Raw genomic sequence first — 25,505 nt, 5'->3', positions numbered from 1 at the left:
CGTCAGATCGCCTACGCCATCGCAACTGCCCTACCCCCACGCAACGACGGCGACGACCAGATCCCTCGGTCCGCTCAGCGACCCAGTCGAGGCGGGCACCCCATTACGCGCTCACATTTCGTCACTGTGACGTCGAAGGTGGTTTCATTTCGACCGGAACGGATCAGATAGATCGCCCTATCTTCGTTCACTACGTACACGCGACCTCGTATCTCCACCGGCGCCTGAAATCTCACCCACGGTTGCTGGCCGCCCACAGATCCGGCCGGCGTTGAAAGTCGTCCGCACAGCGGGGTTTTGGCCCGTAGCGTTAAATGCTATGAGCGATGTGAACAGTTGGGATCGTGTCGAAGGGCCGCGTCTGCTGGTCGACCTCGAAGCCGCAGGAGGTGCCATCGAGGCGCTCGGCGAACAGGTGCTCGACGCGATAAAGGACCTCGCGGACGACGGTTCCCGGGCCGGGGCCGAATGGATGGACCAGTCGGAGGCGGAGATCCTCGGGATCTCACGGGCCGCGACGGCCGTAACCGCGCAGGTGCGCAACTACGGCGACGTGAGGACAGCGCTGGACGACTACGGCGCCAACCTGATCCGCGGCGACCGCGACTAGCCCGGCCGGATTCCACGACACAGGATCTGGCGGCGCATCTAGGCGAGATGCCACGTGAGCGTCGCGCCGCCACACGAGCAAGCGCTGAGGTCAGGGTCAGGCCGGGTGCGCGATCGGTGACCTGCGAAACCTGGGCACTGTCGACATGCGCCACCAGGGCGTACAGAAACAGATCAACTCGTCCTGGCGCATCGTCAACGTCGACCCCCAGCTCCACATCGAGTGAAGCCCGGATATCCAGGTCGAGAAGCCACTGCCAAAACGCTGCGAGCGTCGACCAACCAACCCCCGTGTTTCTCGTCAGGCTGTATTCGTCCACACCGACACCGTCGGGATGTTCAGCGATAAGCCCGGGCCAGTCGACTCCCGACCAGCATCGAGCCCAGCCCCGGCCACGGGCCCTCGGCCTGCGTCAGTTCGGCATCCGCGAGCGCAGTGCGCAGCCAGTACGGAACATCAGCGTCGGGAGAGAGCCTTACCGCGGTCGGCCCACAATGCCCGGCGGGACCGGAGTCCACAATCAGCGACTCTCGTAGCTGGTCGATTCGCGCGGCCAGAACGACGCCCGCGCTTTCGCGCATATCCAACTCCCACGTGTCCTGGGCGACGAAGTTACTCATGCCGCGAGTCTGCACCCAGGCACTGACATCCCCGCGCGACCGACCCTCATGAAACAGACGCTGCGACGGATACGGCCGACGCAACCTCTGACACCTCAAGCACCCCGCGTACGCCCGGGTGCGCGTGCAAATGGCACGCGACATGAAGCCTCGTGACGTGCGGTCGCCCCAGCGTCCCCATCACTCCCCCGCTCGTAACTCTGCGATGCACGCGAAAGGGATCGCAGAATTGCCACGACTGAGGCGACGGCCAGCCGTCCGAAGTGTGGGAGATACGCAAGCGATGACAGCCGGGCAATTGCGGCCCGGCCGACACTGAAGGATAGACGCGCGAGCTCCGAAGCCGAGAGCACACACGAGCCTCCAATGACCTCCGGACGGCCGGGCAACCCCTCTGCCCGAGCCCTCCTGGGGCAAGGCTCAGCCCCTCCTGGGTGTTCACTCTGGGACGATTGATCGAGCGTCAACAGGCTCCCAACCGACCTCATTGGCGTATTGAGAATGCTCGATGGTGGCACATCACGGCGCTCTGAAGGATGGCGTCAAGTAGGCGCAGAAGGGTCTTAAAACTGCCCGCGACCGATGGGACGCGGCGCCCGTTTCGGGGACCACCCCGGGCCGTTGCGGCTTAAGCAAGTCAAGGCGCCGAAGGGGGCCCGGGAAGCGCAGTTTACCGCGGTAAACTGCGCTTTCATGCCAGCATTACCCCAGGTCGGGGACTTTTAGCCCCAAGGAACCGCCTCGGCGAGGCCAATGTTGCGTACCCGGCGGTTGTGCAGTTTACCGCGGTAAACTGCACAAATTTCTACGCGATGTTCAGCGTGTCGACACGCCAATTTCGGGCACGAACCGTACTCTTTGGTGGTCTGTCTCGACCTAGTAATCCGCGCTCGCGGATGAAGCATCCGGAGGTCTCCCCCATGACTCGCGTCATCACCGTTGTCAATCAGAAAGGTGGGGTTGGCAAGAGCACGATCGTCGTCAACCTCGCCGCCGTCGTGGCTCAGCTGATCAGCCTGTCGCGCGGCTCCGCCGATCCTGATGAGCGCTCCCGAGTGGCCGCCATCTCGATCGACCCCCAAGGCTCGGCTCAGTGGTGGGCCAGCCGGGTCGATGATCTGAACTTCCACCTCATTCAGGCCCACGACGATCCCCTGGAATGGATCCGCCAGCTCAACAATCTCGCGGGAATCGACTACGTGTTCGTCGACACCCCAGGCTGGTTCGACGTGGATCCAGACGGAGCAGCTGACGGGCTCGGCATCGGCTACTCGGCTGATGCGCTCCGCACGGTGCTCGACGTCAGCGACGAAGTCATCGTCCCGATGATGACCGAACCGCTGTGCTTCGATCCCACCGCGCGCACGATCCGCAAGCTGCTCGAACCGCGGGGCCTCCCCTTCACTGTCGTCATCAACAACTGGAACGCCCGTGACGGCGAAGCGTGGCGGGACGCGACGAAAGACTTCGCTAAGAAGCGTGGTTGGCCGTTAGCCGAAACTGTCATTCGCCGGTACCTGATCCACACGAACGCGTCCAACGAAGGTGTGGTGGTGACCGAGTACGCCAACGGCCTCAGCGAGGCCCAGCGCCGCGAGACCGACGAGAAGAAGAAGGCGCCGGCACTCAAAGCGGCCGACGATTTCTACAAGCTCGCGGCGGAACTCACTGGCCTTTCGATCGGGTCTGACCTGACTGGCGTGGGGGTCTGATCATGGCTAAAGGTGGTGTGCGCTCTTTCGACAGCCTGCTCGACGCGGTCGGCGAAAAATCGTCAGTTGACGGAACTACTGGCGAGGCCGCGGTACAGCCGCGGTCAGGACTGACTCGATCGGTTCCACTCCGCGATCTTGTAGGCAACCCGAACAACCCACGTGATTCAGTGGGCGACCTCGATGAGCTCGCGTCGATCGTCGAGTTCCAGCTCCAACCCGTAGTCGCCGTCAGCCGATCGGCCTACGAGAAGCTCTATCCGGACGCCAAAATCTCGGCTCGGTGGGTCGTCATCATCGGCAACCGGCGCCTGGCCGCTGCGCAGAAATTCGGCCGGCCCGAACTCGATATCGTCATCAAGGACGAGCTCGCGAAAGACCGCGGCACGCTACTTACCGCCGTGATCGCAGAGAACGTCGACCGCAGCGGCTTTGACGTGATCGAGGAAGCCAAAGCCGTCGAGCAGCTCGTCAGCGAATTCGGCAGCGCCGACGCTGCAGCCGACCACCTCAGGAAGAGCAAGGCGTGGGTGTCGCAGCGGCGAGCCCTGCTGAAACTCGCTCCGGAACTGCAAGAAGAGGTGCGACGGGGTGACCTCGCGGTGCGTGAGGCACGAACACTGGCCCGCATTCCCATGGAGAAACAGGTAGCGCGTTGGCGATCTGCAACAGACAATCGCGATGACGAACAGGGGAGTGGCGACAACGAATCCGCAGGGCCCGAGCGGGACACCGAACAAGCGGGACCGCCCGTTCGGGCAGTAACCAAGGCCCTGCGCAAGTTCGACGCCGAGCCGCGAGGCCTCGCGTTAGCGTTGCGTGAGTACCTCGGCGAAGCGGGCGCGAGAACCCTAGCAAGCGATCTGCGGAAAGTTCTGAAATGAGAGGTTGGGGCAGTTTACCGCGGTAAACTGCCCCAACCGCCCAGGGAGCGCTAGTTACCATGTGTATCCATCGTCCAGTGAATTACGTTGTGCACCACGGGTTTCCGCGCAAAGGAGCGAGCGTTGAGCGGGGACCTCTGAGCAGGGCGTCTTCGGCGGCACCTGCTGTGGCGAACTCACCGATTGTCCAGCCTCCAGCGAACAACTGTGCCGGATATGCGGCGGTCGACTCAGCATCCCAAGCCGCCTTCACGCGCGGAGAGCGAGCTTCGGTCCTCCACTGATCGGAGAAGCGCAAGGACTCCAACTTGTAGATTCTGGCGATCATGCGCCCTGCGGCTGTACTCAACGGCTTCCTACCGCAGCCAGAACGCATAACGGAGGTCAGAGCAGCACGGGAGAGTGGGTGCGCCCGTCTGCGTCGCTCAAGGCAGCTGAAGCCCGCAAGAGCCATTTGGGTTTGGGGCTTAGCGGTGGGGTGGTGGTGTGGGTGATACTGCGGGGCATGTCGCTGGATGCGCTGGTTGCTGAGGCTGGGCAGGTGCTCGGTGATGCGCGTGGGTTGTATGGGCCGGCGGCGGTGTCGGGTGGTTGGTCCTCGACAACGGGGCTTGGTGTTGGCCGGGATGGTTTGGCTCAGGCCGGTGATGTGCTTAAGGGTTGGGGTGGTGCGAGTTCTTCGACGCAGCATGCGCAGTCTGGTGGTCGTGTTGCGGCGTTGGACAATGTGATTGGTGCTGATCGGGGGACGGCGTCGGGGTTTGATGGTGCCGCGCGTAACTCGCAGTCTGGCCGCTCCGGTATGGATGGGGTGGTTGATGACACCCGTCGTGGGGTGACGGCGATCGCGCCTAGTACGGATACGCCTGCTGGTAAGACGCAGATGGTGGAGCATTTGCGATCGCAGTTGGATCGTGCGAAGGATTTGCTGCGTGTTTCCGAGCAGCGCAATGCGTTGCTGGCGAATGCGATTCGGAATTCCAGTGGTGGTTATGGGATGCCGGCGCGGGGGATGGGTGGTGGAGGCATGCCCGGGATGGGCATGCCGACCGGGTTGCCGATGATGGGCGGTGGTGGTGGGGGAGGGGGCCTGTCCAGCCTCGGCGGGTCGGGTCTGATCCCCAACCTGTCCGCCTTCACCCGACCCAACAGATCGGGCCAGAAAACCTCTCCGATATCGCTACACACGCCAATGCCTTCCGGGCCTGGCGCTGAGGCGTTTCGTGCGGCCATTCGTCGAGCGCTGGACATCAAAGGAATCACCGATCCACGAGCGCGCGCCTTCTGGGAGAACGGCATGATGGTCGTCGCTGACCGAGAGTCCGACTTCAACAACCGCGCCGTGAACAACTGGGACTCCAACGCTCAGTCGGGTGATCCCACCGTTGGGACGCTGCAGTTCAAGGGAACGACCTTCGACGCCTATCACGAGCCGGGGACCGCACGTGATCGTCATGACAACGTCGCCCAAAGCGCGGCGTTCGTCAATTACGCCATGGGTCGTTACCACGTATCCGCCGACGGCCACGACCTGGCCGCCAAGATCCAGCAGGCCGATCCGACGCGCCCTCCGAAGGGCTACTGAGGCGACGGTACGCATGCAGCAGCAGCAGCAACAGCCGTGGTTCTGGTCGACTGCGGTATGTCGCCGCATTGCGACCCACAAGACACACCGGCCACAAAGGTACCGTCAGCCTCGTCGGTACCACAGCATAGAGTGACGGCAGGAAACCGCAGGTGAGGGGAGCTCGCAATGGCGGATCGATCGGCGATCGAGTGGACAGAGGCAACCTGGAACCCCGTGACGGGATGTGATCGGGTCTCGTCGGGCTGCGACCACTGCTACGCGATGACGCTGGCCAAGCGGCTCAAAGCGATGGGGTCCGAGAAGTACCAGATGGACGGCGACCCCCGCACATCTGGTCCCGGCTTTGATGTCACGGTGCACCCGCAGTCCCTTGACGAGCCGCGCCGTTGGCGCACTTCCAGGGTGGTATTCGTGAACTCGATGTCCGACCTGTTCCACGCGCGGGTCCCGCTGGACTTCATCCGCGATGTGTTCGACGTCTGCCGCGAAACCCCGCAGCACACGTATCAGGTGCTGACCAAGCGGAGTCTGCGCCTTCGCAGAGTCGCTGAGAAGCTGGACTGGCCCCAAAACTTGTGGATGGGGGTCTCGGTCGAGAACTCTGACGCGCTGCCCCGCGTCGACCACCTACGCGAGGTCCCGGCCGCGGTGCGCTTTCTGTCCTGCGAGCCGCTGCTCGGGCCGCTCGACGGTATAGACCTCACTGGTATCGGCTGGGTGATCGCCGGCGGCGAGTCTGGACCCCGCTATCGGCCGATGCAGTTGTCCTGGGCGCGCGGCATCCGCGATACCTGCCGTGACGAGGGTGTGCCGTTCTTCTTCAAGCAGTGGGGTGGCCGCACGCCTAAGGCTGCCGGACGCGAGCTCGACGGTCAACTTTGGGACGAAATGCCCATTGCCGCAACCGGTTAAGCGTCTTCGTTCCACCAGATGCGCGACGCCGGATCCCAAGACGGCTGAGGCGTCCACAGCATCTCACCGAGCTTGTCGTCCGGCTTCACATCGATGTCGCCCACGTCGAACAAACTGTCCTGCCCGGCCTTCTTGGCTTCCTTATCAGCCTTGGCGATCTGGGCCTGCCTCATCATCTCGGGCTCTCGCTGCGCCGCCTTGTTGTAAAGGTGCCGCATGATCTTGTCGCCAGCGTCGTGATCGGTGGCGAACACCATGTCGAATATCGTCATCTTGTTGGTAGACATCGTCATTGGGATTCGGTGCGTGTATTGATAGCTCAGGGCCGTCTCCAACTGGAAACGCATGAGATTCACCATCTCCTGGCGGTATTGCTCTGCCTTGATCTTGCGGGTGTCGAGAGCATGCAAAATGCGCAGCCACTCGTTTCCGCCATACAGGCTCGACACCCGTTGGCGGAACTGCTCGGAGCGGCGTGCCTCTCGGGCGATCATGGTGGGTGACATCAGGATCCACAGTTCGGTCTTCCACCCATTCTTGTTCTGGCGGAACCGTGCGAGCTTCTCGATGGTGTTCCAGTGGATCTCGGCCGCCTGTTGGTCCAGGAACGCGAACGTCGGGGCCCATCGCAGCGGCTGGAGCTCGCGCAGCACCTCATCGATTGTCTCGTTGCAGTCGCCCTTGACCACCTTGTACCTCTTGTCGCCGGGAAACCGCTCGGCCAGTGCTGCGGACAGCTTGTCGGCCCGTGTACCCAGCTCCCCGAATCGCAAGACCGTGAAACCGGGGTCTGCCTTCAATGCCACAGTCGGTGACCCATCGAACTCAACATCGGTGTGTCGCTCGATGTTGTCGGGCTGGCCGGCCATCAAGTCCAGATAGATGCGCTGTGCAGCCTTCTTCTGGCTTGCCGCGTTGAAGGCTGGCAGGTAGTCGGCCAGGATCTGCAACTTGTTGCGAGTCCAGTAGGACCATTCACGCGGCATGTACACGCCCCCATCCGTAGCCATCTGCCTTTGCGCAGCGTAATCGGCAGTGTTGGAGACGATCGGGATGCCCGCCCATGTTTCAACGATTTGGGTTTGGGGCTTAGCGGTGGGGTGGTGGTGTGGGTGATACTGCGGGGCATGTCGCTGGATGCGCTGGTTGCTGAGGCTGGGCAGGTGCTCGGTGATGCGCGTGGGTTGTATGGGCCGGCGGCGGTGTCGGGTGGTTGGTCCTCGACAACGGGGCTTGGTGTTGGCCGGGATGGTTTGGCTCAGGCCGGTGATGTGCTTAAGGGTTGGGGTGGTGCGAGTTCTTCGACGCAGCATGCGCAGTCTGGTGGTCGTGTTGCGGCGTTGGACAATGTGATTGGTGCTGATCGGGGGACGGCGTCGGGGTTTGATGGTGCCGCGCGTAACTCGCAGTCTGGCCGCTCCGGTATGGATGGGGTGGTTGATGACACCCGTCGTGGGGTGACGGCGATCGCGCCTAGTACGGATACGCCTGCTGGTAAGACGCAGATGGTGGAGCATTTGCGATCGCAGTTGGATCGTGCGAAGGATTTGCTGCGTGTTTCCGAGCAGCGCAATGCGTTGCTGGCGAATGCGATTCGGAATTCCAGTGGTGGTTATGGGATGCCGGCGCGGGGGATGGGTGGTGGAGGCATGCCCGGGATGGGCATGCCGACCGGGTTGCCGATGATGGGCGGTGGTGGTGGGGGAGGGGGCCTGTCCAGCCTCGGCGGGTCGGGTCTGATCCCCAACCTGTCCGCCTTCACCCGACCCAACAACCGCATGTTGACTGGGCCTCTCGCGCCAGCCACAACGGTCGGTGGCGGACCATTGGCCCAGACCGCGGTGAAGTCAGCATTGAGCAAGCGCGGCACGGCCTATGTCTGGGGAGCAAAGGGCCCCAACAACTTTGACTGCTCTGGTCTTACACAGTGGGCCTGGCGACAGGCCGGTGTAACCCTCGGCCCGAATACCTACACCCAAGTCACCCAGGGAGTCGGGGTTCCACCAGGTCAGGTGCAGGCCGGGGATCTGATCTTCCCGAAGGGGCCCGGCTACACCTGGGATGCAGAAGGCCCAGGCCACGTGATGATGGCGATCAGCCCGACCGAGGTTGTGCATGCACCCCAAACGGGCGACGTGGTAAAAGTCTCGCCGATGCCTGCTGCGTACGTAGCGCGTCGGCCCGTTGCAGCATAAAAGTCACCTTCATCAGGTGCGGCGATCGGCCTTCAAAGCTTCCCGCTGTCGATGGACATCTGTGACAGCCTCTTGGGTTTCATCGAACGCACCGCCGGCATGGGGAAGGCTGGCCGCGATGACCGTTTCCAACGCCAGCAGGTGATGGTCGAGTTCTTCGAGTGCGCGATGCGCCGCGGGATCGTCATCCGCGTGGCGCAGCAGACTGTCCATCGCGGTAGTAGCCACGGCCACCACCGCGCGCGCGATGGCGAGCGTGTGACTGTTGGTGCTCGTACTGACCCGCGGTGGACCCGCAGCGACCGTGGGCGCAGCCGCAGCCTCCGGTTGCGGGCGATCTCGCTCATCCTGCTCGCGCAGAAGCGACTCGAGTGTCCCCGGGGGCCACTCCAGAGCGAGCTCAATCTTGCGAGCGTTGGCCTGCCGGGGGAAGGTTCTCCCGCGCTCCAGAAACGCCGCGGTGTTCAGGGCCACACCCGCCCGGGCGGCGAGGTCTTTCTGGGTCTCCATGCCCTGTTCTAGGCGGCGAGCTGTGACGGCTCGCCCGACCCGCGCGATGTCAGGATCGACGGGGGAGTCCGATCGACCCATAGGTTTCTACCCGCCCTTCCCCTTGGCATTCATCACCGTTGTGCACACACGTGACATCAGATTATAGAACTTCCGTGACCAAAGATGGGCAAACCCGACGCTTGAGCAGTACAGACTTAACCTGACCGCAGTTGAGTCTTTCCGGGTGCAACTGCGCCCGCCGCGATGCGGTGTGAGCCCCTGCAGCCTCGGCCATGCCGCAGACCACGTCCGACATTCCCGCCAGTACCTACACGGTGATTCGACGATTGCACTGCTCAGCGACAGCTGGTGGCGTGGCACACCTGTCGGTTCTGGACCCGCTCACGGGTGGATCCGACCCGGTCAAACCAGTTGATCGAATGTAGTCAACATGATGTGTAGAAAATCAACTATGGTTGTGATAGACATGAGTTAAGTCAATCATCACGATCTGAGTTGAGGAGTTGACATGGAGACACCCGACACGCACGTTGACACCCACACCGACGTGCAGTCGCCGCGTGAATGCTCACCGCACGAGGTTGGCCTGTGCCGCCACGACGATCCCGACGACTGGTTCGCCGTTCACAAGGTCCACATCGCTCAAAGAGTCCGGATCTGCTTCAACTGCCCAGCGCAAACCCAATGCGCTCGCAACGCCCTGGATTTCGGCGCCACCGACGGCGTCTGGGCGGGGGTGTACCTGCCGGGACGACAGTTCGAGCCTCAACGCTTGATCGAGGCCCGCGACCGCCTGGGGATTGTCGCCGCACAGGAATTCACAGCACGAGAGCACCAGCGTCGGATGGGCTTCACCATCTCGATTGATGCCCTGGCAGCAAGCATGCCGTCCAGGAATCCACTCACACCTGAGGTTCAACACAGCCCGAGTCAGGTGAAATACAGTGCCTGACCATACCTTTGACCGCAAAGTCAACGCCATTCTGCGCGATGACCTTCTTGCCCAGCTCCGCTCAGCCGGTCGGCCGATGAGCACCACGGAGCTGCGGACCAACGCGCCCCAGCAGCCACTGGCGCCAGGCGCCCAGCGCTCGTACCCACCGACGCAGGAACGCATCTACCGCGCGCTGTGCCGACTTGTGCACAGCGACAAAGTTGTTCGCCACGTCGCTGTCGGTCGCGTGGTCACGTGGTCGGCCGCTCCCAGTGACGACGACGCCGAGATCGACGACCTCGAACGGGCATTCAACAGCCCGGCGACTGCTGACATCACGTCCACCGGATGTGAAGGAGCCTTCCGTGCCCACCATCATCACTGACTCAAGCACCACGAACGCCAGCCCACCCGGCGCCAATCACACCGCCGCCGTGGTCATCGGCATCCTCTACGCGGCGCTGGTCATTGCTGGGCTCACATTGTCCTGCGTCGGCCTGCGGGGGCCCGGATCGGTCAGCGCCCAACCCTCCACCGCTGCCGTAGGTACCTGCGCCGGCCTGCCGCTTCCTGCCGCACTGCATCAGAACGACGCGCCGCCCGACAACTTCGCACGTTAACCGCCCATGCCACGAAAGGCCAGTCAATGAGCACACTGCACGGCAGCGATGACGACATCGACCTCACCGGCGACTTCGCTCGGGAGACGGTCAATGGCAGCGCACATCCCGACACCGTGGCCCGGATCTGCGCCGACACGGCCAGTATCCATGCCGACGCGGCCGGCATCAGCGCCGACAGCGCTCACGAATCCGCGATGGCCGCGCTGAAAGCGGCCTCGGCTGCCTCGTGGACGCGGAACACCGCCTTCTGGTTCGTGGTCGGAATCATCATGGGACTCGTCCTGGCGCTGGTCATGATCGTTCTGGTCGACACCATCGTGACGTTGGATCATCCGGTAGCCGCATCACCGATGGTCGCCGTCGAGCTCGTAGGAACGCTGCGAGGCTGACATGAGCGCGACGCTTAGTGTGCCTCGCCAAGGTGGATGGCTTCGAGTCCTGCTCAGCGGCCAGCCTCACCAGGTCATCACCAACCACGGCGCGACCTATCTGCAGCGTTGGTATGCCATTCCCCGGAACCGGCTCTGCAACATCTACTTACACAAGTTCATCGGATCAGACGACCCGACCTTCCATGACCATCCCTGGGGCTTCGTGTCGCTGCTGATCCGCGGTGCTTACGACGAAGTCGAGCCGACACGCACCGTCGCCAGACGGCGGGGGAGTCTGGTGGTTCGCCGCGCTACTCACCGCCACAGTGTGCGTCTACTTCGCGACAGCGCAGGACACGAAATTCCCTGTGTCTCAATCATCATCACCGGTCCGAGGGTGCGGGAATGGGGCTTTTGGTGCCCGGGCGCAGCGCTCGGCCTGGTCCGGTTTGTGCCCTGGCGCCAATTCGGCGCCGGGGGCTGCGGCGAAAACGGAAGCGAGGCACACCCATGAGCCCTCTCACAGCGCCGGCGCTCGGCGACGCGGCCACACCTACCCGCCAGCCGCCGCAACGCCGCACCGTGATCACCAGCGACGGTGTCGCCCTCAGCGTGTCGGACCTGTGCACAACCTCGCCCGTCACCCACACCGTCGTTGCCCTGCACGGCTTGTGTCTGACGCGCCAATCCTGGTACCGCCCAGCGCAGCGGTTTCGCCGCCCCGGCATCAGAGTCATCCAGTACGACAATCGCGGCCACGGGCGATCCGACGGCGCACCGCTGCACACCTACACACCCCAGCGGCTCGCGCAGGACCTCGCCGAAGTCCTGACCGCTCTACAAGTCAGCGGCCCCCTCACCCTCGCAGGTCACAGCATGGGCGGAATGGCTGCGCTGAGCTACCTCGCACGGCCCATCGACCAGCAACCCGTGCAACCCGACGGACTCGTCCTCGTCGCCACCGCGGCCGGCAACCTCACCGAGCACGGCCTGGCCCGACTCCTGACCCTGCCCGGTATCGACACCGCCATGGCTCTCGCCCAGCAGGTGCCGCACATACTCAGCGAACGAATCATGCGCAGCCTCGCACGCCCGGCGTGCGAGCTTGTCACCCACGACAAGACCACCTCCGCATCATTGAGCCAAGCATTTCGGTCGACCCCCATGTCCACAGCACTGGGATTCCTGCACTCCCTCAAGACCTTCGACCAACGTCACGTGCTGCCAACCATCTCCGCGGCCACCACCGTGATCAGCGGGGGAGCAGACCTCCTCACACCACCGGCGCACTCCGAAGAAATCGCCGCAGCCATCGTCGGTGCCACCCACATCCACCTGCCCGAGGCCGGACACATGCTGCTGCAGGAAGCCGCCTCCATCGTCGGCGACGCCATCCTGCGCACCATCGACAACCCCGAGCCCGACGCACAGACGCCGAACCCCGCCGCGCTCAACGACATCGCCACGTCAGCGTGACGTGCATCGGTGAAAGGGAACCCACCATGACCACCACCACCGCCTGCAACGGCACCCGACCCCTCAAGTCCCGACCGACTGAGCCCGCACCACAAGCCCCAGTCGCAGACAACCTCGCGCTGCTACTCACAACACGTCGCCGCCGCCACATGCACCGGACCGCATGGTGATCCGATGACTCACATCCACGGTGACGGCCCCACCAACAGCCTGCCGCCGCTGACTCCCTATTTCTGCGATGAGCAGGTCACGCTCTACCACGGCAAAGCGCTAGACGTGGCACGTCAATTACCAAGTGGCTCAGCCGATTGCATCGTCAGCAGTCCGCCCTACTACAACCTTCGCGACTACGGCAGCGACGGACAATACGGCCTGGAGCCCACCCCAGCCGACTACGTCAGCAACCTGCGAGACCTGTTCACCGAGCTGCGACGCGTTCTCACGGACGACGGCACTCTGTGGCTCAACCTCGGCGATACCTACAGCGCCCGCGCTGACGCCTCAGCAGGACCGACATCAGGGCGCAGCCGCCCCCACGTCATGCCGCGACGCACCAACACCACCGCCACGCTCGGCCGAAAGCAGCTCCTCGGCATCCCATGGAGGGTCGCGTTCGCGCTTCAAGACGACGGCTGGATCCTGCGCCGCGACATTGTCTGGGAAAAACCCAACGCCAAACCCGAAAGCGTCACCGACCGACCGTCCTCACGACACGAATACCTGTTCCTGCTCACCAAGTCGCCCCGCTACTGGTTTGACCTCGATGCCATCCGCGAACCGCAAGCCATGCGGCCTCAACGGCGACCCAACGGTCGACCGATCGATACGACACCGCGGCCAGCGGGACAATCACGCCAGGGCTGGCCCACCGCCGCGCGGCAGACTAGCGATGTGGACGGCCATCCGAAGGGCCGTAATCCAGGCGACGTCTGGTCCATCAACACCACGTCCTTTCCTCACGCCCACTTCGCCGTCATGCCAACGACATTGGCTCAAAGGTGCGTGATGGCCGGCTGCAAACCCGGCGGTACTGTACTGGACCCCTGCAACGGGGTAGCAACCACTGGGCTCGCCGCTCTACGGGGCGGCCGCCGCTACATCGGTATCGACATCAAAGCCGACTATCTCGATCTCGCGCTGCGCACCCGCCTACGCGACGCTGCCCTGGACTTCCACGACGACGCCAAACCTGCCAACACACCTGTTTCCTCGTCGAGCGGCGACCAGACCATCGCCCCGCGGACCCTGCTTGACGAACTGGGGGAGGAGGCATCATGACCCTGCCGACCAGCAACAAAGACCTGACCACGGTGTGGATCTACGCCCTCAACGCCAGCCTGTACGAGGAGACCCCGGGGCCAGCACAGCTGAACGTCGGCTCGGCGATGGAGCCGCACATGGTTTCACGCCCTGAGGCTTTCCGCGATCTCTACGCGCACCTGCTGCTCGAAGCCCTCCAGGCCGACCCGGCCCGGTTCGACATCCTAAAAGCCGACATCGGTCACGAAAGCGAATGCAGCCCAACTGCCAACGTTGAAGCGATGTGGGCGATCGCCGCCGAACTGTGTGACCGGGCACGCACGATCGTCGGCGGCGCCGGCGCAGCCGACGACCACAATGCCCGCCGCCGACTGCTCGCCGGAACCCAACACCTCAACCGCAGCGTCATCCTCGGCCAATTCATGCCCGCCGTGCAACACGACATCAACAACGACCTGATCGAAGAACTCGACGCCATCGACAACGAAAGGGACTGAGAACCAATGATAGTGACCACCGCCAGGGCCTCTAAGGCCAGGCTCGCACACGGACGCAACCTGCTTGGAGCGGTACGCATTCACCTGGGCCAGCTGCGGAACGAGCTGAGCCGCCAGAATGTTCTCCGTCAGCTCGGAGACGATCCCACCGCGGCGATCCGATCACCCCACGACGCCATCCACATCGCACACACGCTCCTGGATCCGCTGGCGCGCCACGACACCAACACCGCCGTGTGGGCCAGCATCGCCATCAGGCCTCTGGCTGAGCTGCTCTACGCCGCATCGACTCAGCACGGCGCGGGTTCCGGTATCGACTGGGCGTGGCACGCACTGGTCAATGCCGAGGCGCCCACAACGGTGCCAGGTTGGCGCCAGGCCGCCGAAATCTGGGACCAAGCCGCCGGCGCAGCCCTCCCGGGGCAGCTGTGCTCGATCGCCGAGCTCCCGCCACGCCAGCGCAACTCCGTCATCCACACGATGCACGCGGCGATAGCCCCGTGGTTGCCCCGGACGCGACGTTGACACACGCACAGCATCCGAATCACCACTACAGACCGAAAGGATCGCAATGACCGACACCACAGGCCAGACCCCCAAAGGCAAGACCGCAGCGATCGCCAACGCCATCGCCGCGGCCGCACAAGCAGGTTTCGGCGCCGTCGTCGTGGAATCGAGCAAGGACGATTCCGACTGGCGAGGGCTGCGCGAGTGGCCCAACGTTCAGCTCGGCGTAGAGGTGGAATAGCAAGTGAATGTCGAGGAAGCGCGCGCGGCGATAGCTGAGCACGGCCATGGCTGAGCCGTACTACCGCGACGACTACGTCACCCTGTATCACGGTGACGCACAGGAATTCGCCGAGTGGCTCACCGCCGACCTAATGGTCACCGATCCCCCCTACGGGAGGCGTTGGCGCTCCGGAAGCGGACTGACCAACGCCGATGGGCATGGCAGGCGAGGCCGATGCCACGGTGGGATCGCCGGGGACGGCGACACCAGCACACGCGATTCAGCGTTGACAGCGTGGGGGCCCCGGCCGGGCATCGTGTTCGGCGACCTGCTGGTGGCGCAGCCGCGCAACGCGGTTCAGTGCCTCATTTACGCCAAAGCGGCCGACGCGGGAATACGCGGCGCCCGAGGCGGATTCCGTCGCGACGTCGAGGCCATCTACCTCACCGGGCCCTGGCCCGCCGCGGTCGGCGGCCGCACCAGCGTGCTGACGAGCCGGTCGTGGGTAGCCGGTCCGTCCTCGCCGGCCTACCGCTATGGCCATCCCCATGCCAAGCCCCTCGATCTGCTCGAGCAGCTCCTGCTGGTGGCCCCGCCTGGAGTCGTCGCCGACCCGTTCGCCGGCTCCGGAACAACCCTGGTAGCGGCGCGCAACCTTGGCCGCCACGCGATCGGCGTCGAGCTCGATGAACGCCACTGCGAATCCGCAGCCCGGCGACTCGACCAAATGTGCCTGCAGCTGGACTGCCCAGATCTTGCCGGAACACCAACATCGTTATCCAACACCGACGTTCACCCTCAGGAGGTCTGATCGATGCCTGTCACCGCCGTGGTCCCCGATACTTCGCCCTGCCGGATCTGCGGACATCCGATCCGCTGGACTAGCCGCTGGCGCTTCGTCAGAGTGCCCAATTCTGACCAGGCCGCCTTCGCGGCCCGGCAGGAAAAGACCGCCCCACCGTGCCCTGGGGGCTGCGGACGGACAGTCAACAATGCCGACCATCCGTGCGACATGTGCTGGGATCGCCTCCCCGCCGACCTGCGCCGCGGGCTGCTGTTGTCGCTGGCCGGTATTGAGGACAACACCGCGCGGACCGACGTCGCTACCTATTTTCGCGACCACGCCGCGCAAGAACCAACCGACCACGACGAGCTGCGTCGCGCATGAGTTTGGCGACTTAGCAGTCCCATTCGAAACGGAGGACAGAACCGATGGCGATACCGACCCCGTTCTTCGTCGACGGCGACGTCGTCGACGATGTCCACACCCCGGACGCCCAACAGGCACTTAGCCGAGCGAAAGCCGCCCGGCACCGACCTCTGTGCCTCTGCCGGCCCCCAGGGGTCGAAATGTACATCGCGGCCGCCGGGCACGACCTCATCGTCAAACGCATGCCCGGAACCGCCGCCGCCCATGACCATCGGTGCCGGTCGTGGCTGCCTCCCGACGAACTCTCCGGTTACGGCGCCGTTGCCGACCAATCAATCGTGGACAACCCCGCCGACGGCACAACAGCCCTGCGGCTGGGCTTCTCGCTGTCCAAGGCGGGCAACCGTTCTGCCCCTGAACCGTCCCATTCACCGTCAGACACCGTCCAAAGCGACGGCAACAAGCTCTCGCTGCTTGCTGTGCTGCACTACTTGTGGGACGAAGCAGAACTGACCACCTGGCACGCCGCTTTCACCGGCCACCGCTCCTGGGCCGTCGTTCACCAACGCCTGCGGGCAGCCGTGGACGGCAAACTCGTCCGAAAGAACCCCCTCGCCCCATCCCTGTTCGTCCCCGAGCCGTTCTCGGCCGCACGCAAGACCGAGATCGAGCAGCGCCGGATCAAGGCATGGGCTCCGGCCCGACGTCAGCCCGGAAAGACCGCCAAATTGCTCATCGGGATAGGTGAAATCAAGGCAATCGAGCCCGCCAACCATGGATACAAGATGCAGATCCGGCACCAGCCCGGGCACCCCTGGTTTCTCGATGAGGACCTGCACCGCAAGCTCACCAAACGATTCGCCACCGAACTCGAACACTGGCAGATGGCCGAAGCAGGCGAGGTGCGACTGCTAGCAATCTGCACATTCTCAGTGTCGCGCGCCGGATACGCCAACGTCGAACAACTGTCGTTGATCACCACCGATCACAACTGGATCCCGTTCACCGGCGATGCCGACCGCACCCTACTCAACGCCGCCATCGAGCAGGAGCGCTCATTCCGGAAAGTGCTGTCCTACAACGGCAGCGCAACGGCCATGGCCTCACTGATACTCACCGACACCACTCCGGCCGTCGCCGCCTTCATCGACCGTCCCACCGGTGAAGCCGATGGCGACGACTCGATAGCCGGCTTGCCGATATGGAACTGGCGCACCGACGAAGACATGCCGGATCTGCCCTCACCAACGCTCTAACCCGCCAACATTTCGCGACCTCATATCGGTACTCAACCACCACAGGAGAAAACACCATGACCGCAGTTCACCCGCCCCTGACCGCCGAGGACTTCGACACGCAGTACGACGCCGAGCATCGCTACATGTTCATCGAGCACGAATACGGCGACATGCTTTACACCTACGGACACGACAGGGATGAAGAATTCGCCAGACAGGCAAACGAATTCGACATCCAGCTGTACGGGCGGGACGCCGAGGATGCCCAGCTCACCGCCGACGACGTACACCACCGATGGGCGGTCTTGATCGCGCCAAAGCCGGAGTGGCGCTTCTGGATCGACACCGACACCGGCGACACCGTCGAAGAAAGCACGCCCGGCGCGTTCCCAATATCACTGATCTACAGGTAATCGGCTGCCCCTCAACAGAACACAACAACGAATCGTGGGCGAAACACAGGAGAAATCATGCAGACCAACGTGAGACCCCAGATGATCACCGACACCACCAACATCGCAGCGCACCCGAGCGCCGTCGAGCTCATCGCTGCCGAGCAGCTCTTCATCTGCAACGTCGCAACACACTCACCGCAGGACCTCGGTGAAGTGCGCACCGCTACCAGCTTGGTGGCCGCCGCCGCGGCATACATGTACACCTCGCCCACCCTGTGGCCTTTCGACCAAGAGACCTTCCAACCCGTTGGCGAACCGATCAGTGATCTCGCAAAAGCGGGCGCCCTGATCGCAGCTGCTCTGGACCTGCACTTGGCCCGGGTCGACGACTGCGGCCGTGACGACAGCACATCGCGTACAGCGGCGCAAATGTAGCGAACCCACCACCGGCGTTGACCCTGCGCCGCATCCACCACCCAGGAAGGAAGCACGACCGATGAATGCCGACACCCTCACCATGGCGCCTCGCACGACCTGCCGACGGCTGCTGCTCGTCCTGCGCCGCGACCCACTCTCGCGCATCGCTGCCCCCGCTGACGCGATCCGCCTGGCAGACCAACTGCTCACCCGCACAACCATCTCCGATCCGGGCAGCAGGCTGTGGTGCTCCATCGCTCTGGAGCCGCTGGCCAGCCTCATCCTGGCCGCCTCGGCGGCCGGCGGCGGCCACGGGACGCACTGGGTGCACACCACCAGCGCAACGCTTCACGGCGCCGATCGCGACGCCGCCGCCTGGGACGAGGCCCAAAGTGCATGCAGCCAGCGCCGAACCGGCGAACCGATGCGCACCGCACTTGCTCGACTGCGGTGCATGGACACACGACAGCGCCGAAGTGTCACCAGAGTCATGGTCCGCGCGACACATCCGACCGGATCCGTCCGGACGCCCTGGTGACACCTCAGCAGTCTCGGGCGGCGGCCGCCCGCGCCCGCCGCAAAGCCATCGCTGAACGCAACTGGCGGCACTTTCTCACTGCCCTCGGCTACCCAGATCCCGACACCACCACCCAGGAGAGGACAATATGGCAGGCAAGCGCGCATCAGATCCTAACCAGTCGGATCTGTTCAGCATCCTCGACGGGGAAGGCAGCGGTGACCAGCCCGGAGATACGCGAGATCGTGGACAACGTCTACGACCAGCACCTGACGTTGCCGCCCCAGTGGACCCCGCAGCAGCGGGACCGGTTCCTGGAGTCCGAAGCGGCGCGGATCAGTCGCCAGGTGGGGGAGTTGGCAGCGCAGATGGGCGAGCAGGCAGTGCGCCAGTGGCAGACCGAGCACAGCCAGCACCCGGACTATCTGACCAAGGTGGGCCTACTCAACACGACACGAGCACAGGCCATGGAGATCGTGCTCAGCCAGGAGCTCTACGAGAAGATCCCGCAGGACGACGAGTCGAGCGAGCCGCTGACGTCGCAGACGACACCGCCGGATCGCCTCCAGGTGCCGTGGCAGCAGCGATGGACGCACAGCGCCTTGCGCCTCGAGCCGAGCGAGCAGATCGAGGACCTGGTCGCGGAAGTGTGGCCGGCCCCGGACTTCTCGGCGGTCTTTCGGATCAAGGCGGGCTACCTGCTGGCGGCCCGCGCCGAGGAACACCTGCCGCTGCCCAGCCATCGCGAGGACCCGCTGGCCGCGACACTGGCCCCGCTGATCCTCGCCGATCTGCGCCACGACGGTCTGCCCGAAAGGTAACCGCACAACCGTCACTGTTCGACGAAATCGTCGATCAACCCACCGATCCCCGCGACATCGACCCTGGCGGTCAGGCACTTCCACCGGTCACCAAACCCGTAGAGGCCCCCACTGCGGCCCCCGTCGTCCCCGCCGCCGACACGACGGCCACCAGCACATCGGTCTCAGGCACCGTCGATGACGCCGAGGCCCAGGCACCCCCCGCACCTGTTGCTGCACCCGATACCTACCGCACCGCCACTGACTTCCCGCCCAGCACCGACACCCGAGTCCCCACGGGCGCCAAAGCCCGCGCGCGCGCCAACATCGCGGCCATCGAACTCCTCGAGGTCCTGCAGACCGCGCAGCGGCCCGCCACCGCCGAAGAACAATCTGTGCTGGCGGCCTGGTCAGGATGGGGCGCGGTCCCCGCCGTATTCGACCCTCGCAACGAGACCTTCGCCAACGAGCGGCAACGCCTGCGCGAACTGCTCACCGACATCCAGTACCGCCAGGCCGAGGCCTCAATCCTCAACGCCCACTACACCGATCCCGCTGTGGCCGCGACCATCTGGCAGGCCATGACCCAGGCCGGGTTCAGTGGCGGCCGCGTACTTGAACCCGGCTGCGGTAGCGGAACATTCATCAACCACGCTCCCGAGAACGCGGTCATGGTGGGTGTCGAGAACGATGCGATCACGGCCGCGATCGCCTCGCACCTCTACCCCTCGGCCCAAATCCGCCACCAGGGATTCGAAGCCACCCGGGTCCCGGAGAACTCCTTCGCCCTGACCATCGGCAACGTGCCCTTCGGCAAATACGCCATCACTGACCCCAGCCACAACCCGCTACGCCTGTCGATCCACAATCACTTCATCGTCAAGGCCCTGGCCTTGACCGCCCCCGGCGGCTACGTCGCCGTCCTGACCTCCCGCTACACTCTCGACGCCGCCAAAGACACCGCCCGCCGCGCCATCGCCGAGCGCGCCGACCTCGTCGGCGCAGTCCGGCTGCCGTCGAAAGCATTCAGCCGCGTCGCCGGCACTGACGTCGTCACCGACCTGCTGATCCTGCGCCGCCGCGATCCCGAACAACCCGCGCCCGCGCAACTGCCCGAATGGGTCACCACCACCGCAGCCATGCTCGACGAGGACGGCCAACCCACCGACACGTTCGTCAACTCCTACTTCGCCACCCACCCAGACCGCGTCCTGGGTGCCATGGAGCTGGGACGAGGACTCAACGGCGCACCCACCCTGACCGTTGACGGGTCCACCGGCGCCGTCCTGGCCGAACAACTCGGGGACACGCTCGCCGACATCGTCGACCGGGCCGTGGACCGCGGATACGGGCTCACCGCCCGCGCCGAGGACCTCACCGTCGTCTCGCCCGACACCTTCGACCCTGGACTGATCACTGCCGCCGACCGCGGCGAGAACACCCCGCCGTATACGTTGCGCTACAACCCCGAAACCAAAGGCATCGAGTACCGCACCCGCGACGACCGTTGGGCGCCCAACAACACCCCGAAATCGCGGATGGCCGAAACCCGCGAGCTGATCACCCTTCGTGACGTGGCCACCAGCCTCATGCTCGCCCAGAGCCAGGGCCGGCCCCACACCGAACGCGACCAACTGCGCGCACACCTGAACACCCTCTACGACCGCTACGTCAGCAAACACGGACCGATCAACCGATTCACCTGGGTCTATCCCAAAGAAATCACTCAACAACGCCACGACGACAAAGTTGTCGCACTCGAAAAGCGGTGGCGAGAAAAAGAAGGGCAACCCGGCGTACCGTATCGCGGTCCCGTCCCCGACGAACTGCTCGTCCAATGGGACGAAGCGGCCTGGGAAGCTCCCGCCCCCTACCGCAAACGCAGCCACCTCGACGGTGGTATCCGCCACGATCCCGGCTGGGCGGTGCTCTCCTCGCTGGAGGAATTCGACGAAGACACCGAGAAAGCCAGCAAGGCACCCATCTTCTCCACCGATCAACTCACACCGGCCCCGGAACGTCTACACGCCGACACCCCTGAAGATGCCGTGGCGATGAGCCTGGATCGCAACCTACGCATCGACCTCGACTACATCGCCGGCCTGCTGGAAGTACCTGTCTCCGATGCTCGCGACCTCATCGACGGCCTGGTCTATCCCAGCCTCGACGACCCCGACGAGCTGGTCCCGGCCTCAACCGCCTTGTCGGGCAACGTCCGCCGCAAACACACCGAAGCAGCACTGGCGGCCGAAACCAACCCCGTCTACGCGCGCTATGCCGAAAAACTGCGCGAGCTGATCCCGCCAGACCGCACCGCCGAGGAAATCACGGTGCGCCCAGGCGCACCCTGGGTCGACGCGCGCTACCTCGCCCAGTTCGCCGAGGAAACCTTCGGCGTCACCGACGTCATCGCCGAACACCTCGGCGGACGCTGGACCATCGACATCGCTAAGTACAAGCGACACGGCCGGCTCATGACCGAAACCTGGGGCCTGAACCGTGATCGCTGCGACGCGGTCAGCCTGCTCGACGCCATCTGCAACAGCCGCAGCGTCGTCCTCTACACCGAAGAAGGTGCCCTCGACACCGAAGGCACCTTCGCCGCGCAAGGCAAGTGCGAGAAGATCACCGAGGAGTTCCGTCGCTGGATCTTCAGCGACCCGCAACGCACCGAAGTCCTTGTCGCCGAATACAACCAGCGATTCAACTCACTGCGCGCCCCGCGCTATGACGGATCCAAACTGCGCCTGCCCGGCCTGTCTGATCACTTCACCCCACACCCTTATCAGCGTGACGCGGTCGCCCGCATCATCGCCGAACCCGCCACACTGCTCGACCATGTCGTCGGCGCCGGCAAGACCGGCACCATGCTCATGGCAGCCATGGAACTGCGCCGTCTCGGCCTCGTCCGTCAACCCTGGATCGTGGTACCCAACCACATCGTGGAGCAGGTAGGCCGCGAAGCCAACCAGTGGTACCCCGCAGCTCGAGTCTTGCTGGGATCATCAGCCACCACCGCCGAGGGACGCCGCCGCTTCATCGCCCAATCTGCGGCCAGCGAATGGGATCTGGTCATCATCCCGCAGTCGGCTTTCACCGCGATCCGTGTCGACCCGACCGTCGTGTCCGACTACATCGCAGAACAACTCGCCGAGCTGCGCAGCCAACTGCTGGTCGCCGACTCCGACCGCACCATCAAACGCATTGAGCTGGCCATCAAGCAAACCCAAGAGCGCATGGAACGGCTCGCCGCGCAGGACCGCAAAGACCACGGTCTCGGATTCGAAAACAGTGGCTGCGACTACCTTTTCATCGACGAAGCCCACATGTTCAAAAACAAGCAGCGGGTCTGCAATATCGAGGAATTGTCGTGCCCGGCCTCCTCGCAGCGCGCCGAGGATCTCACCCTCAAATTGCGGATCCTGCGGCAACGGCGACGCGACGAAGCGCTGGCCGCCGGCATCCCCGAAGACAAGGTGGTCGAGCGCGTGGCCACCTTGCCCACCGGAACCCCGATCGCCAACTCACTGGGGGAGTTGTGGGTCATGCAGAGCTATCTGCGACCCGACCTCATGCGCGATGCGGGAGTGGAAGACCTCGGTGACTGGGGTGCGGCGTTCACCACCACCGTCAGCACCGTCGAAGTCAACGCCACCGGCACCAAACTCAGGCCGGTCACCCGCGTCGGAAAGTTCACCAACCTCATCGAACTGCTGGCGCTGTCCTCGGCTTACACCGACGTCGTCACCCGCGACCAGGTGCCCGTTAGGCTGCCCACGCTACGCACCGGTGCCCGCCAAATCGTCAGTCTGCAACCCGACATCCAGGTCAACGACTTCATCAGCGACCTCGGATACCGAGCCGAACACCTCGACGCCCGCAATCCGCGCCGCGACAACGTCCTCAAGATCGCCAACGACGGCCGCAACGTCTCGCTGGACCCCCGCCTCGCCCATCTGCCCAAACCCGCCCACAGCCGCGCAGAAGCTGTCGCCGAGCGCATCATGGCAGTCCACACCCCACTGGCCGACAGGGTCTACTACGACAAGGACACCGGCGCCCCGCTGCCGCGCACCGGGCCTCTGCAAATCGTGTTCTGCGACCGCGGCACGCCCTCCAAAGACCCCAACCAGTTCACCATCTATCAGGCCATCAAAGACGAACTGATCACCCGCGGCATGCCCGCCGAGGCCATCCGCTTCATTCACGAAGCCCGCAAACCCAGCGAACTGAAAGCGCTATTCGCCCAATGCAACCGCGGCGATGTGTCCGTCCTGATCGGAAGCACAGAGAAGATGGGCACCGGAACCAACGTCCAAGCCCGAGCCGCCGCCCTCCACCACGTCGATGTTCCTTGGCGGCCCTGCGATCTCGAACAACGCGAAGGCCGGATCATCCGGCAGGGCAACCAGAACGAACAAGTGGACATCTTCAACTACGTCACCGAAGGCACCTACGACACCGTCATGTGGCAGAAAGTCCAAGCCAAATCGCTGTTCATCGAACAAATGCGCCGCAACGAAGTCGTTGACCTGGAAATCGAAGACCTCAGCGGCGGAGACATCGGTTCGGCCGCCGCCGAAACCAAGGCGATCGCCACCGGCGACCCGCGCTACCTCCGCCAAGTCGAACTCGACGACGACGTGCGTCGACTCACCGCCTTGGAGCGCTCACACAACCAGACCGTGCGCCAACGCGACTGGCAGGTAGCCCAACTCGAACGCTCCATCCCCAACCAGCACAACAACATTGAGCGTCTCGGCCCCGTGGTGAAAGCAGCTGAAGAGCTCATCGCCCGCGACACTCCACCGCCGCTGAGCATCGACGGCAAAAGCTACACCGACCGAGGCAACCAGGCCGCCGCCGTCGCCGCAGCATGCCGACACACCTACAGCCGCCTCAAAGAGGGCGCCTCAGTATTCGAACCGGTCGGTATCACCGTGAACGGTATCGAGGTCCTGGGCGCCCGCTCGCTCATGCACGACATGCTCATCCTTCGACTCAACCTGCCGTCCCGCTCCACAGAGGTGAAATCCGATGAGCTGTTGGCCACCGCCGCGCCAGGGGAGCCCGGCGCGGCCAAAGCTCGCGGTCTCGTTAAACGCCTCGAAAACCTCTACACAGGTCTGCCGGCCCACCAAGCCAACTTGCGCGCTGAGATGCAACGCGACCAAACCCAGCTCGATGACCTGCTAGACAACCCGCCCGCGCCGTTCGAGGAGTCCGCATCGCTCGACGCCGCCAAGGCCGAGCTGGCCGCACTCACCCTCGAGCTGCGCCTGGCAGCCGACAGCCCCGAAGCCAAAGAGAAGGCCCGCGCCGCCGAGCAACGCATGACCATGCGGGGCCGCAAACCGGGCTGGAGCCTGCTGCTCAACCCCACCCCAGCAGTGCTAGAGGAGTCCGGCTACCCGAGCGCAGACGTCCTACGCCGCCGCATCGCCGCACAGGAACGCATCGCCCTGCAGAACTACCACCGAGGCCCTGACGACCCCAGCCTCGGCCACGAACTCTAAGCGGCAACGACGCCAGCCAGCTCTCACCACATGATCTGAGACGCACGACAACTCACAAGGAAGCCGCCATGTCCCAACCAGCATCTCAGCGACCGACCACCTGCCGAGTGAGCGGATGCGACGAACCCACCGACACGCTGATCTGCCACATCCACTTGCCGATGCTGCCCCCGGCGCTGCGGCAGACCATCGCCGATAGCCCCACACTCGACACCTGCCCCGCAGCCATCCTCACCGCCGCTCTTGAGCACATCGCTCACAAGGAATGCAGGGGAGCGACACGATCGCCGCGCCGCCGCGGCAAACCCGTGCAGCTGGCCCTTTTCGACGTCTGACCCCCGCAGGCAACACCCGACATCCAACAGGAAGGACACCACATGTCTAGTCCCGACGTTCCCGACCGCTCCCCGTTGACCACTGACGACGTCGCCAGCTTCCTTCGCCGCGCATCCTTAGCCTCGATCCACCGATGAATTGCCTGTGTAGGTGGGTGTCGATATAAGGAAAGTGCCCCTTGAGCTGGGAGGATTGGTGTTCTCTACGCATC

The 25,505-nt window shown here is 64.3% G+C and carries 28 protein-coding genes; 25 read left to right on the top strand and 3 right to left on the bottom strand.

Features of this window, described 5'->3' with window-relative positions; translation table 11 throughout:
- The first annotated feature begins 319 nt into the window (after nucleotides 1–319).
- Nucleotides 320–610 carry a hypothetical protein gene (locus tag AB0876_RS33065; protein WP_526044117.1) on the top strand — a complete coding sequence of 97 codons (291 nt, stop codon included), beginning with the start codon at nucleotides 320–322 and terminating at the stop codon, nucleotides 608–610.
- Between the two features lie 338 nt (nucleotides 611–948).
- Here the strand turns inward: AB0876_RS33065 and AB0876_RS33060 are convergent, their stop codons facing one another.
- The gene (locus AB0876_RS33060; protein WP_526044116.1) at nucleotides 949–1,230 is read right to left on the bottom strand and encodes a hypothetical protein; all 282 of its coding nucleotides are present in this window, start codon (nucleotides 1,228–1,230) and stop codon (nucleotides 949–951) included.
- A gap of 920 nt (nucleotides 1,231–2,150) precedes the next feature.
- Here AB0876_RS33060 and AB0876_RS33055 point away from each other — a divergent pair.
- The 4 genes from AB0876_RS33055 to AB0876_RS33040 all read left to right on the top strand — a co-directional run bounded on the left by AB0876_RS33055 (nucleotide 2,151) and on the right by AB0876_RS33040 (nucleotide 6,326).
- Nucleotides 2,151–2,942, top strand: coding sequence for a ParA family protein (locus tag AB0876_RS33055; protein WP_526044172.1), 792 nt, complete (start codon nucleotides 2,151–2,153; stop codon nucleotides 2,940–2,942).
- Nucleotides 2,943–2,944: 2 nt separating this feature from the next.
- Nucleotides 2,945–3,826: a ParB-like helix-turn-helix domain-containing protein gene (locus AB0876_RS33050; protein ID WP_526044115.1), complete on the top strand. Its 882-nt coding sequence runs from the start codon at nucleotides 2,945–2,947 to the stop codon at nucleotides 3,824–3,826.
- A gap of 505 nt (nucleotides 3,827–4,331) precedes the next feature.
- Nucleotides 4,332–5,411 (top strand): hypothetical protein, encoded by a 1,080-nt coding sequence (locus tag AB0876_RS33045; protein ID WP_526044114.1) that lies wholly within the window; start codon nucleotides 4,332–4,334, stop codon nucleotides 5,409–5,411.
- Between the two features lie 168 nt (nucleotides 5,412–5,579).
- The gene (locus AB0876_RS33040; protein ID WP_526044113.1) at nucleotides 5,580–6,326 is read left to right on the top strand and encodes a DUF5131 family protein; all 747 of its coding nucleotides are present in this window, start codon (nucleotides 5,580–5,582) and stop codon (nucleotides 6,324–6,326) included.
- Here AB0876_RS33040 and tcmP read toward each other — a convergent pair.
- Entirely contained in the window at nucleotides 6,323–7,312 is a 990-nt protein-coding gene (gene tcmP / locus AB0876_RS33035; RefSeq protein ID WP_217341102.1) for a three-Cys-motif partner protein TcmP, read from the bottom strand. The genes AB0876_RS33040 and tcmP overlap by 4 nt on opposite strands.
- Before the next feature lie 141 nt (nucleotides 7,313–7,453).
- Here tcmP and AB0876_RS33030 point away from each other — a divergent pair, with 141 nt between their 5' ends.
- Nucleotides 7,454–8,521, top strand: a complete 1,068-nt coding sequence (locus AB0876_RS33030) for a C40 family peptidase (RefSeq protein WP_526044112.1) — start codon at nucleotides 7,454–7,456, stop codon at nucleotides 8,519–8,521.
- A gap of 12 nt (nucleotides 8,522–8,533) precedes the next feature.
- On the opposite strand, the gene AB0876_RS33025 is transcribed toward AB0876_RS33030, so the two are convergent.
- Nucleotides 8,534–9,112, bottom strand: a complete 579-nt coding sequence (locus tag AB0876_RS33025; protein ID WP_448499590.1) for a helix-turn-helix domain-containing protein — start codon at nucleotides 9,110–9,112, stop codon at nucleotides 8,534–8,536.
- 430 nt (nucleotides 9,113–9,542) lie between these two features.
- Between AB0876_RS33025 and AB0876_RS33020 the strand changes: the two genes are divergently transcribed.
- The 19 genes from AB0876_RS33020 to AB0876_RS32930 all read left to right on the top strand — a co-directional run bounded on the left by AB0876_RS33020 (nucleotide 9,543) and on the right by AB0876_RS32930 (nucleotide 25,293).
- Nucleotides 9,543–9,986: a WhiB family transcriptional regulator gene (locus AB0876_RS33020; protein WP_448499592.1), complete on the top strand. Its 444-nt coding sequence runs from the start codon at nucleotides 9,543–9,545 to the stop codon at nucleotides 9,984–9,986.
- A 76-nt stretch (nucleotides 9,987–10,062) separates the two neighbouring features.
- On the top strand, nucleotides 10,063–10,353 hold the full coding sequence (locus tag AB0876_RS33015) for a hypothetical protein (protein ID WP_448499594.1): 291 nt from the start codon (nucleotides 10,063–10,065) through the stop codon (nucleotides 10,351–10,353).
- Nucleotides 10,334–10,588, top strand: a complete 255-nt coding sequence (locus AB0876_RS33010) for a hypothetical protein (RefSeq protein WP_448499596.1) — start codon at nucleotides 10,334–10,336, stop codon at nucleotides 10,586–10,588. The genes AB0876_RS33015 and AB0876_RS33010 overlap by 20 nt, the downstream gene beginning before the upstream one ends.
- A 26-nt stretch (nucleotides 10,589–10,614) precedes the next feature.
- On the top strand, nucleotides 10,615–10,980 hold the full coding sequence (locus tag AB0876_RS33005) for a hypothetical protein (protein WP_448499598.1): 366 nt from the start codon (nucleotides 10,615–10,617) through the stop codon (nucleotides 10,978–10,980).
- A gap of 1 nt (nucleotide 10,981) precedes the next feature.
- Nucleotides 10,982–11,476 carry a hypothetical protein gene (locus AB0876_RS33000; RefSeq protein WP_526044111.1) on the top strand — a complete coding sequence of 165 codons (495 nt, stop codon included), beginning with the start codon at nucleotides 10,982–10,984 and terminating at the stop codon, nucleotides 11,474–11,476.
- The gene (locus AB0876_RS32995) at nucleotides 11,473–12,438 is read left to right on the top strand and encodes an alpha/beta fold hydrolase (RefSeq protein WP_526044110.1); all 966 of its coding nucleotides are present in this window, start codon (nucleotides 11,473–11,475) and stop codon (nucleotides 12,436–12,438) included. Before AB0876_RS33000 ends, AB0876_RS32995 begins: the two co-directional genes overlap by 4 nt.
- 174 nt (nucleotides 12,439–12,612) lie before the next feature.
- Nucleotides 12,613–13,716 (top strand): DNA methyltransferase, encoded by a 1,104-nt coding sequence (locus tag AB0876_RS32990; protein ID WP_448499602.1) that lies wholly within the window; start codon nucleotides 12,613–12,615, stop codon nucleotides 13,714–13,716.
- Nucleotides 13,713–14,195 carry a hypothetical protein gene (locus tag AB0876_RS32985; protein WP_526044109.1) on the top strand — a complete coding sequence of 161 codons (483 nt, stop codon included), beginning with the start codon at nucleotides 13,713–13,715 and terminating at the stop codon, nucleotides 14,193–14,195. Before AB0876_RS32990 ends, AB0876_RS32985 begins: the two co-directional genes overlap by 4 nt.
- A 12-nt stretch (nucleotides 14,196–14,207) precedes the next feature.
- Entirely contained in the window at nucleotides 14,208–14,720 is a 513-nt protein-coding gene (locus AB0876_RS32980) for a hypothetical protein (RefSeq protein WP_526044108.1), read from the top strand.
- 46 nt (nucleotides 14,721–14,766) lie between these two features.
- Nucleotides 14,767–14,943: a hypothetical protein gene (locus tag AB0876_RS32975; RefSeq protein WP_526044107.1), complete on the top strand. Its 177-nt coding sequence runs from the start codon at nucleotides 14,767–14,769 to the stop codon at nucleotides 14,941–14,943.
- 46 nt (nucleotides 14,944–14,989) lie between these two features.
- Nucleotides 14,990–15,736, top strand: coding sequence for a DNA methyltransferase (locus AB0876_RS32970; RefSeq protein WP_526044106.1), 747 nt, complete (start codon nucleotides 14,990–14,992; stop codon nucleotides 15,734–15,736).
- A gap of 3 nt (nucleotides 15,737–15,739) precedes the next feature.
- Nucleotides 15,740–16,093, top strand: a complete 354-nt coding sequence (locus tag AB0876_RS32965; protein WP_526044105.1) for a hypothetical protein — start codon at nucleotides 15,740–15,742, stop codon at nucleotides 16,091–16,093.
- Nucleotides 16,094–16,137: 44 nt separating this feature from the next.
- Nucleotides 16,138–17,331 (top strand): DUF1173 family protein, encoded by a 1,194-nt coding sequence (locus tag AB0876_RS32960; protein WP_448499614.1) that lies wholly within the window; start codon nucleotides 16,138–16,140, stop codon nucleotides 17,329–17,331.
- A gap of 56 nt (nucleotides 17,332–17,387) precedes the next feature.
- Nucleotides 17,388–17,726 carry a hypothetical protein gene (locus AB0876_RS32955; protein WP_217340846.1) on the top strand — a complete coding sequence of 113 codons (339 nt, stop codon included), beginning with the start codon at nucleotides 17,388–17,390 and terminating at the stop codon, nucleotides 17,724–17,726.
- Between the two features lie 57 nt (nucleotides 17,727–17,783).
- Nucleotides 17,784–18,143 (top strand): hypothetical protein, encoded by a 360-nt coding sequence (locus tag AB0876_RS32950; RefSeq protein WP_448499618.1) that lies wholly within the window; start codon nucleotides 17,784–17,786, stop codon nucleotides 18,141–18,143.
- Between the two features lie 61 nt (nucleotides 18,144–18,204).
- Complete coding sequence (locus tag AB0876_RS32945; protein WP_526044104.1) at nucleotides 18,205–18,663, top strand: hypothetical protein; 459 nt, start codon at nucleotides 18,205–18,207, stop codon at nucleotides 18,661–18,663.
- Between the two features lie 197 nt (nucleotides 18,664–18,860).
- Nucleotides 18,861–19,463 (top strand): hypothetical protein, encoded by a 603-nt coding sequence (locus AB0876_RS32940; RefSeq protein ID WP_526044103.1) that lies wholly within the window; start codon nucleotides 18,861–18,863, stop codon nucleotides 19,461–19,463.
- 14 nt (nucleotides 19,464–19,477) lie between these two features.
- Nucleotides 19,478–24,958, top strand: a complete 5,481-nt coding sequence (locus AB0876_RS32935; protein WP_526044171.1) for a helicase-like domain-containing protein — start codon at nucleotides 19,478–19,480, stop codon at nucleotides 24,956–24,958.
- A 68-nt stretch (nucleotides 24,959–25,026) separates the two neighbouring features.
- The gene (locus tag AB0876_RS32930) at nucleotides 25,027–25,293 is read left to right on the top strand and encodes a hypothetical protein (RefSeq protein WP_526044102.1); all 267 of its coding nucleotides are present in this window, start codon (nucleotides 25,027–25,029) and stop codon (nucleotides 25,291–25,293) included.
- The last annotated feature ends 212 nt before the right edge of the window (nucleotides 25,294–25,505 follow it).

Origin of the sequence: Mycobacterium sp. NPDC049093 (assembly GCF_040704635.1) — a bacterium.
GTDB lineage: Bacteria > Actinomycetota > Actinomycetes > Mycobacteriales > Mycobacteriaceae > Mycobacterium.
The sequence above is the reverse complement of the archived record's forward strand: the minus strand, read 5'-3'. Positions and strand labels throughout refer to the sequence as shown.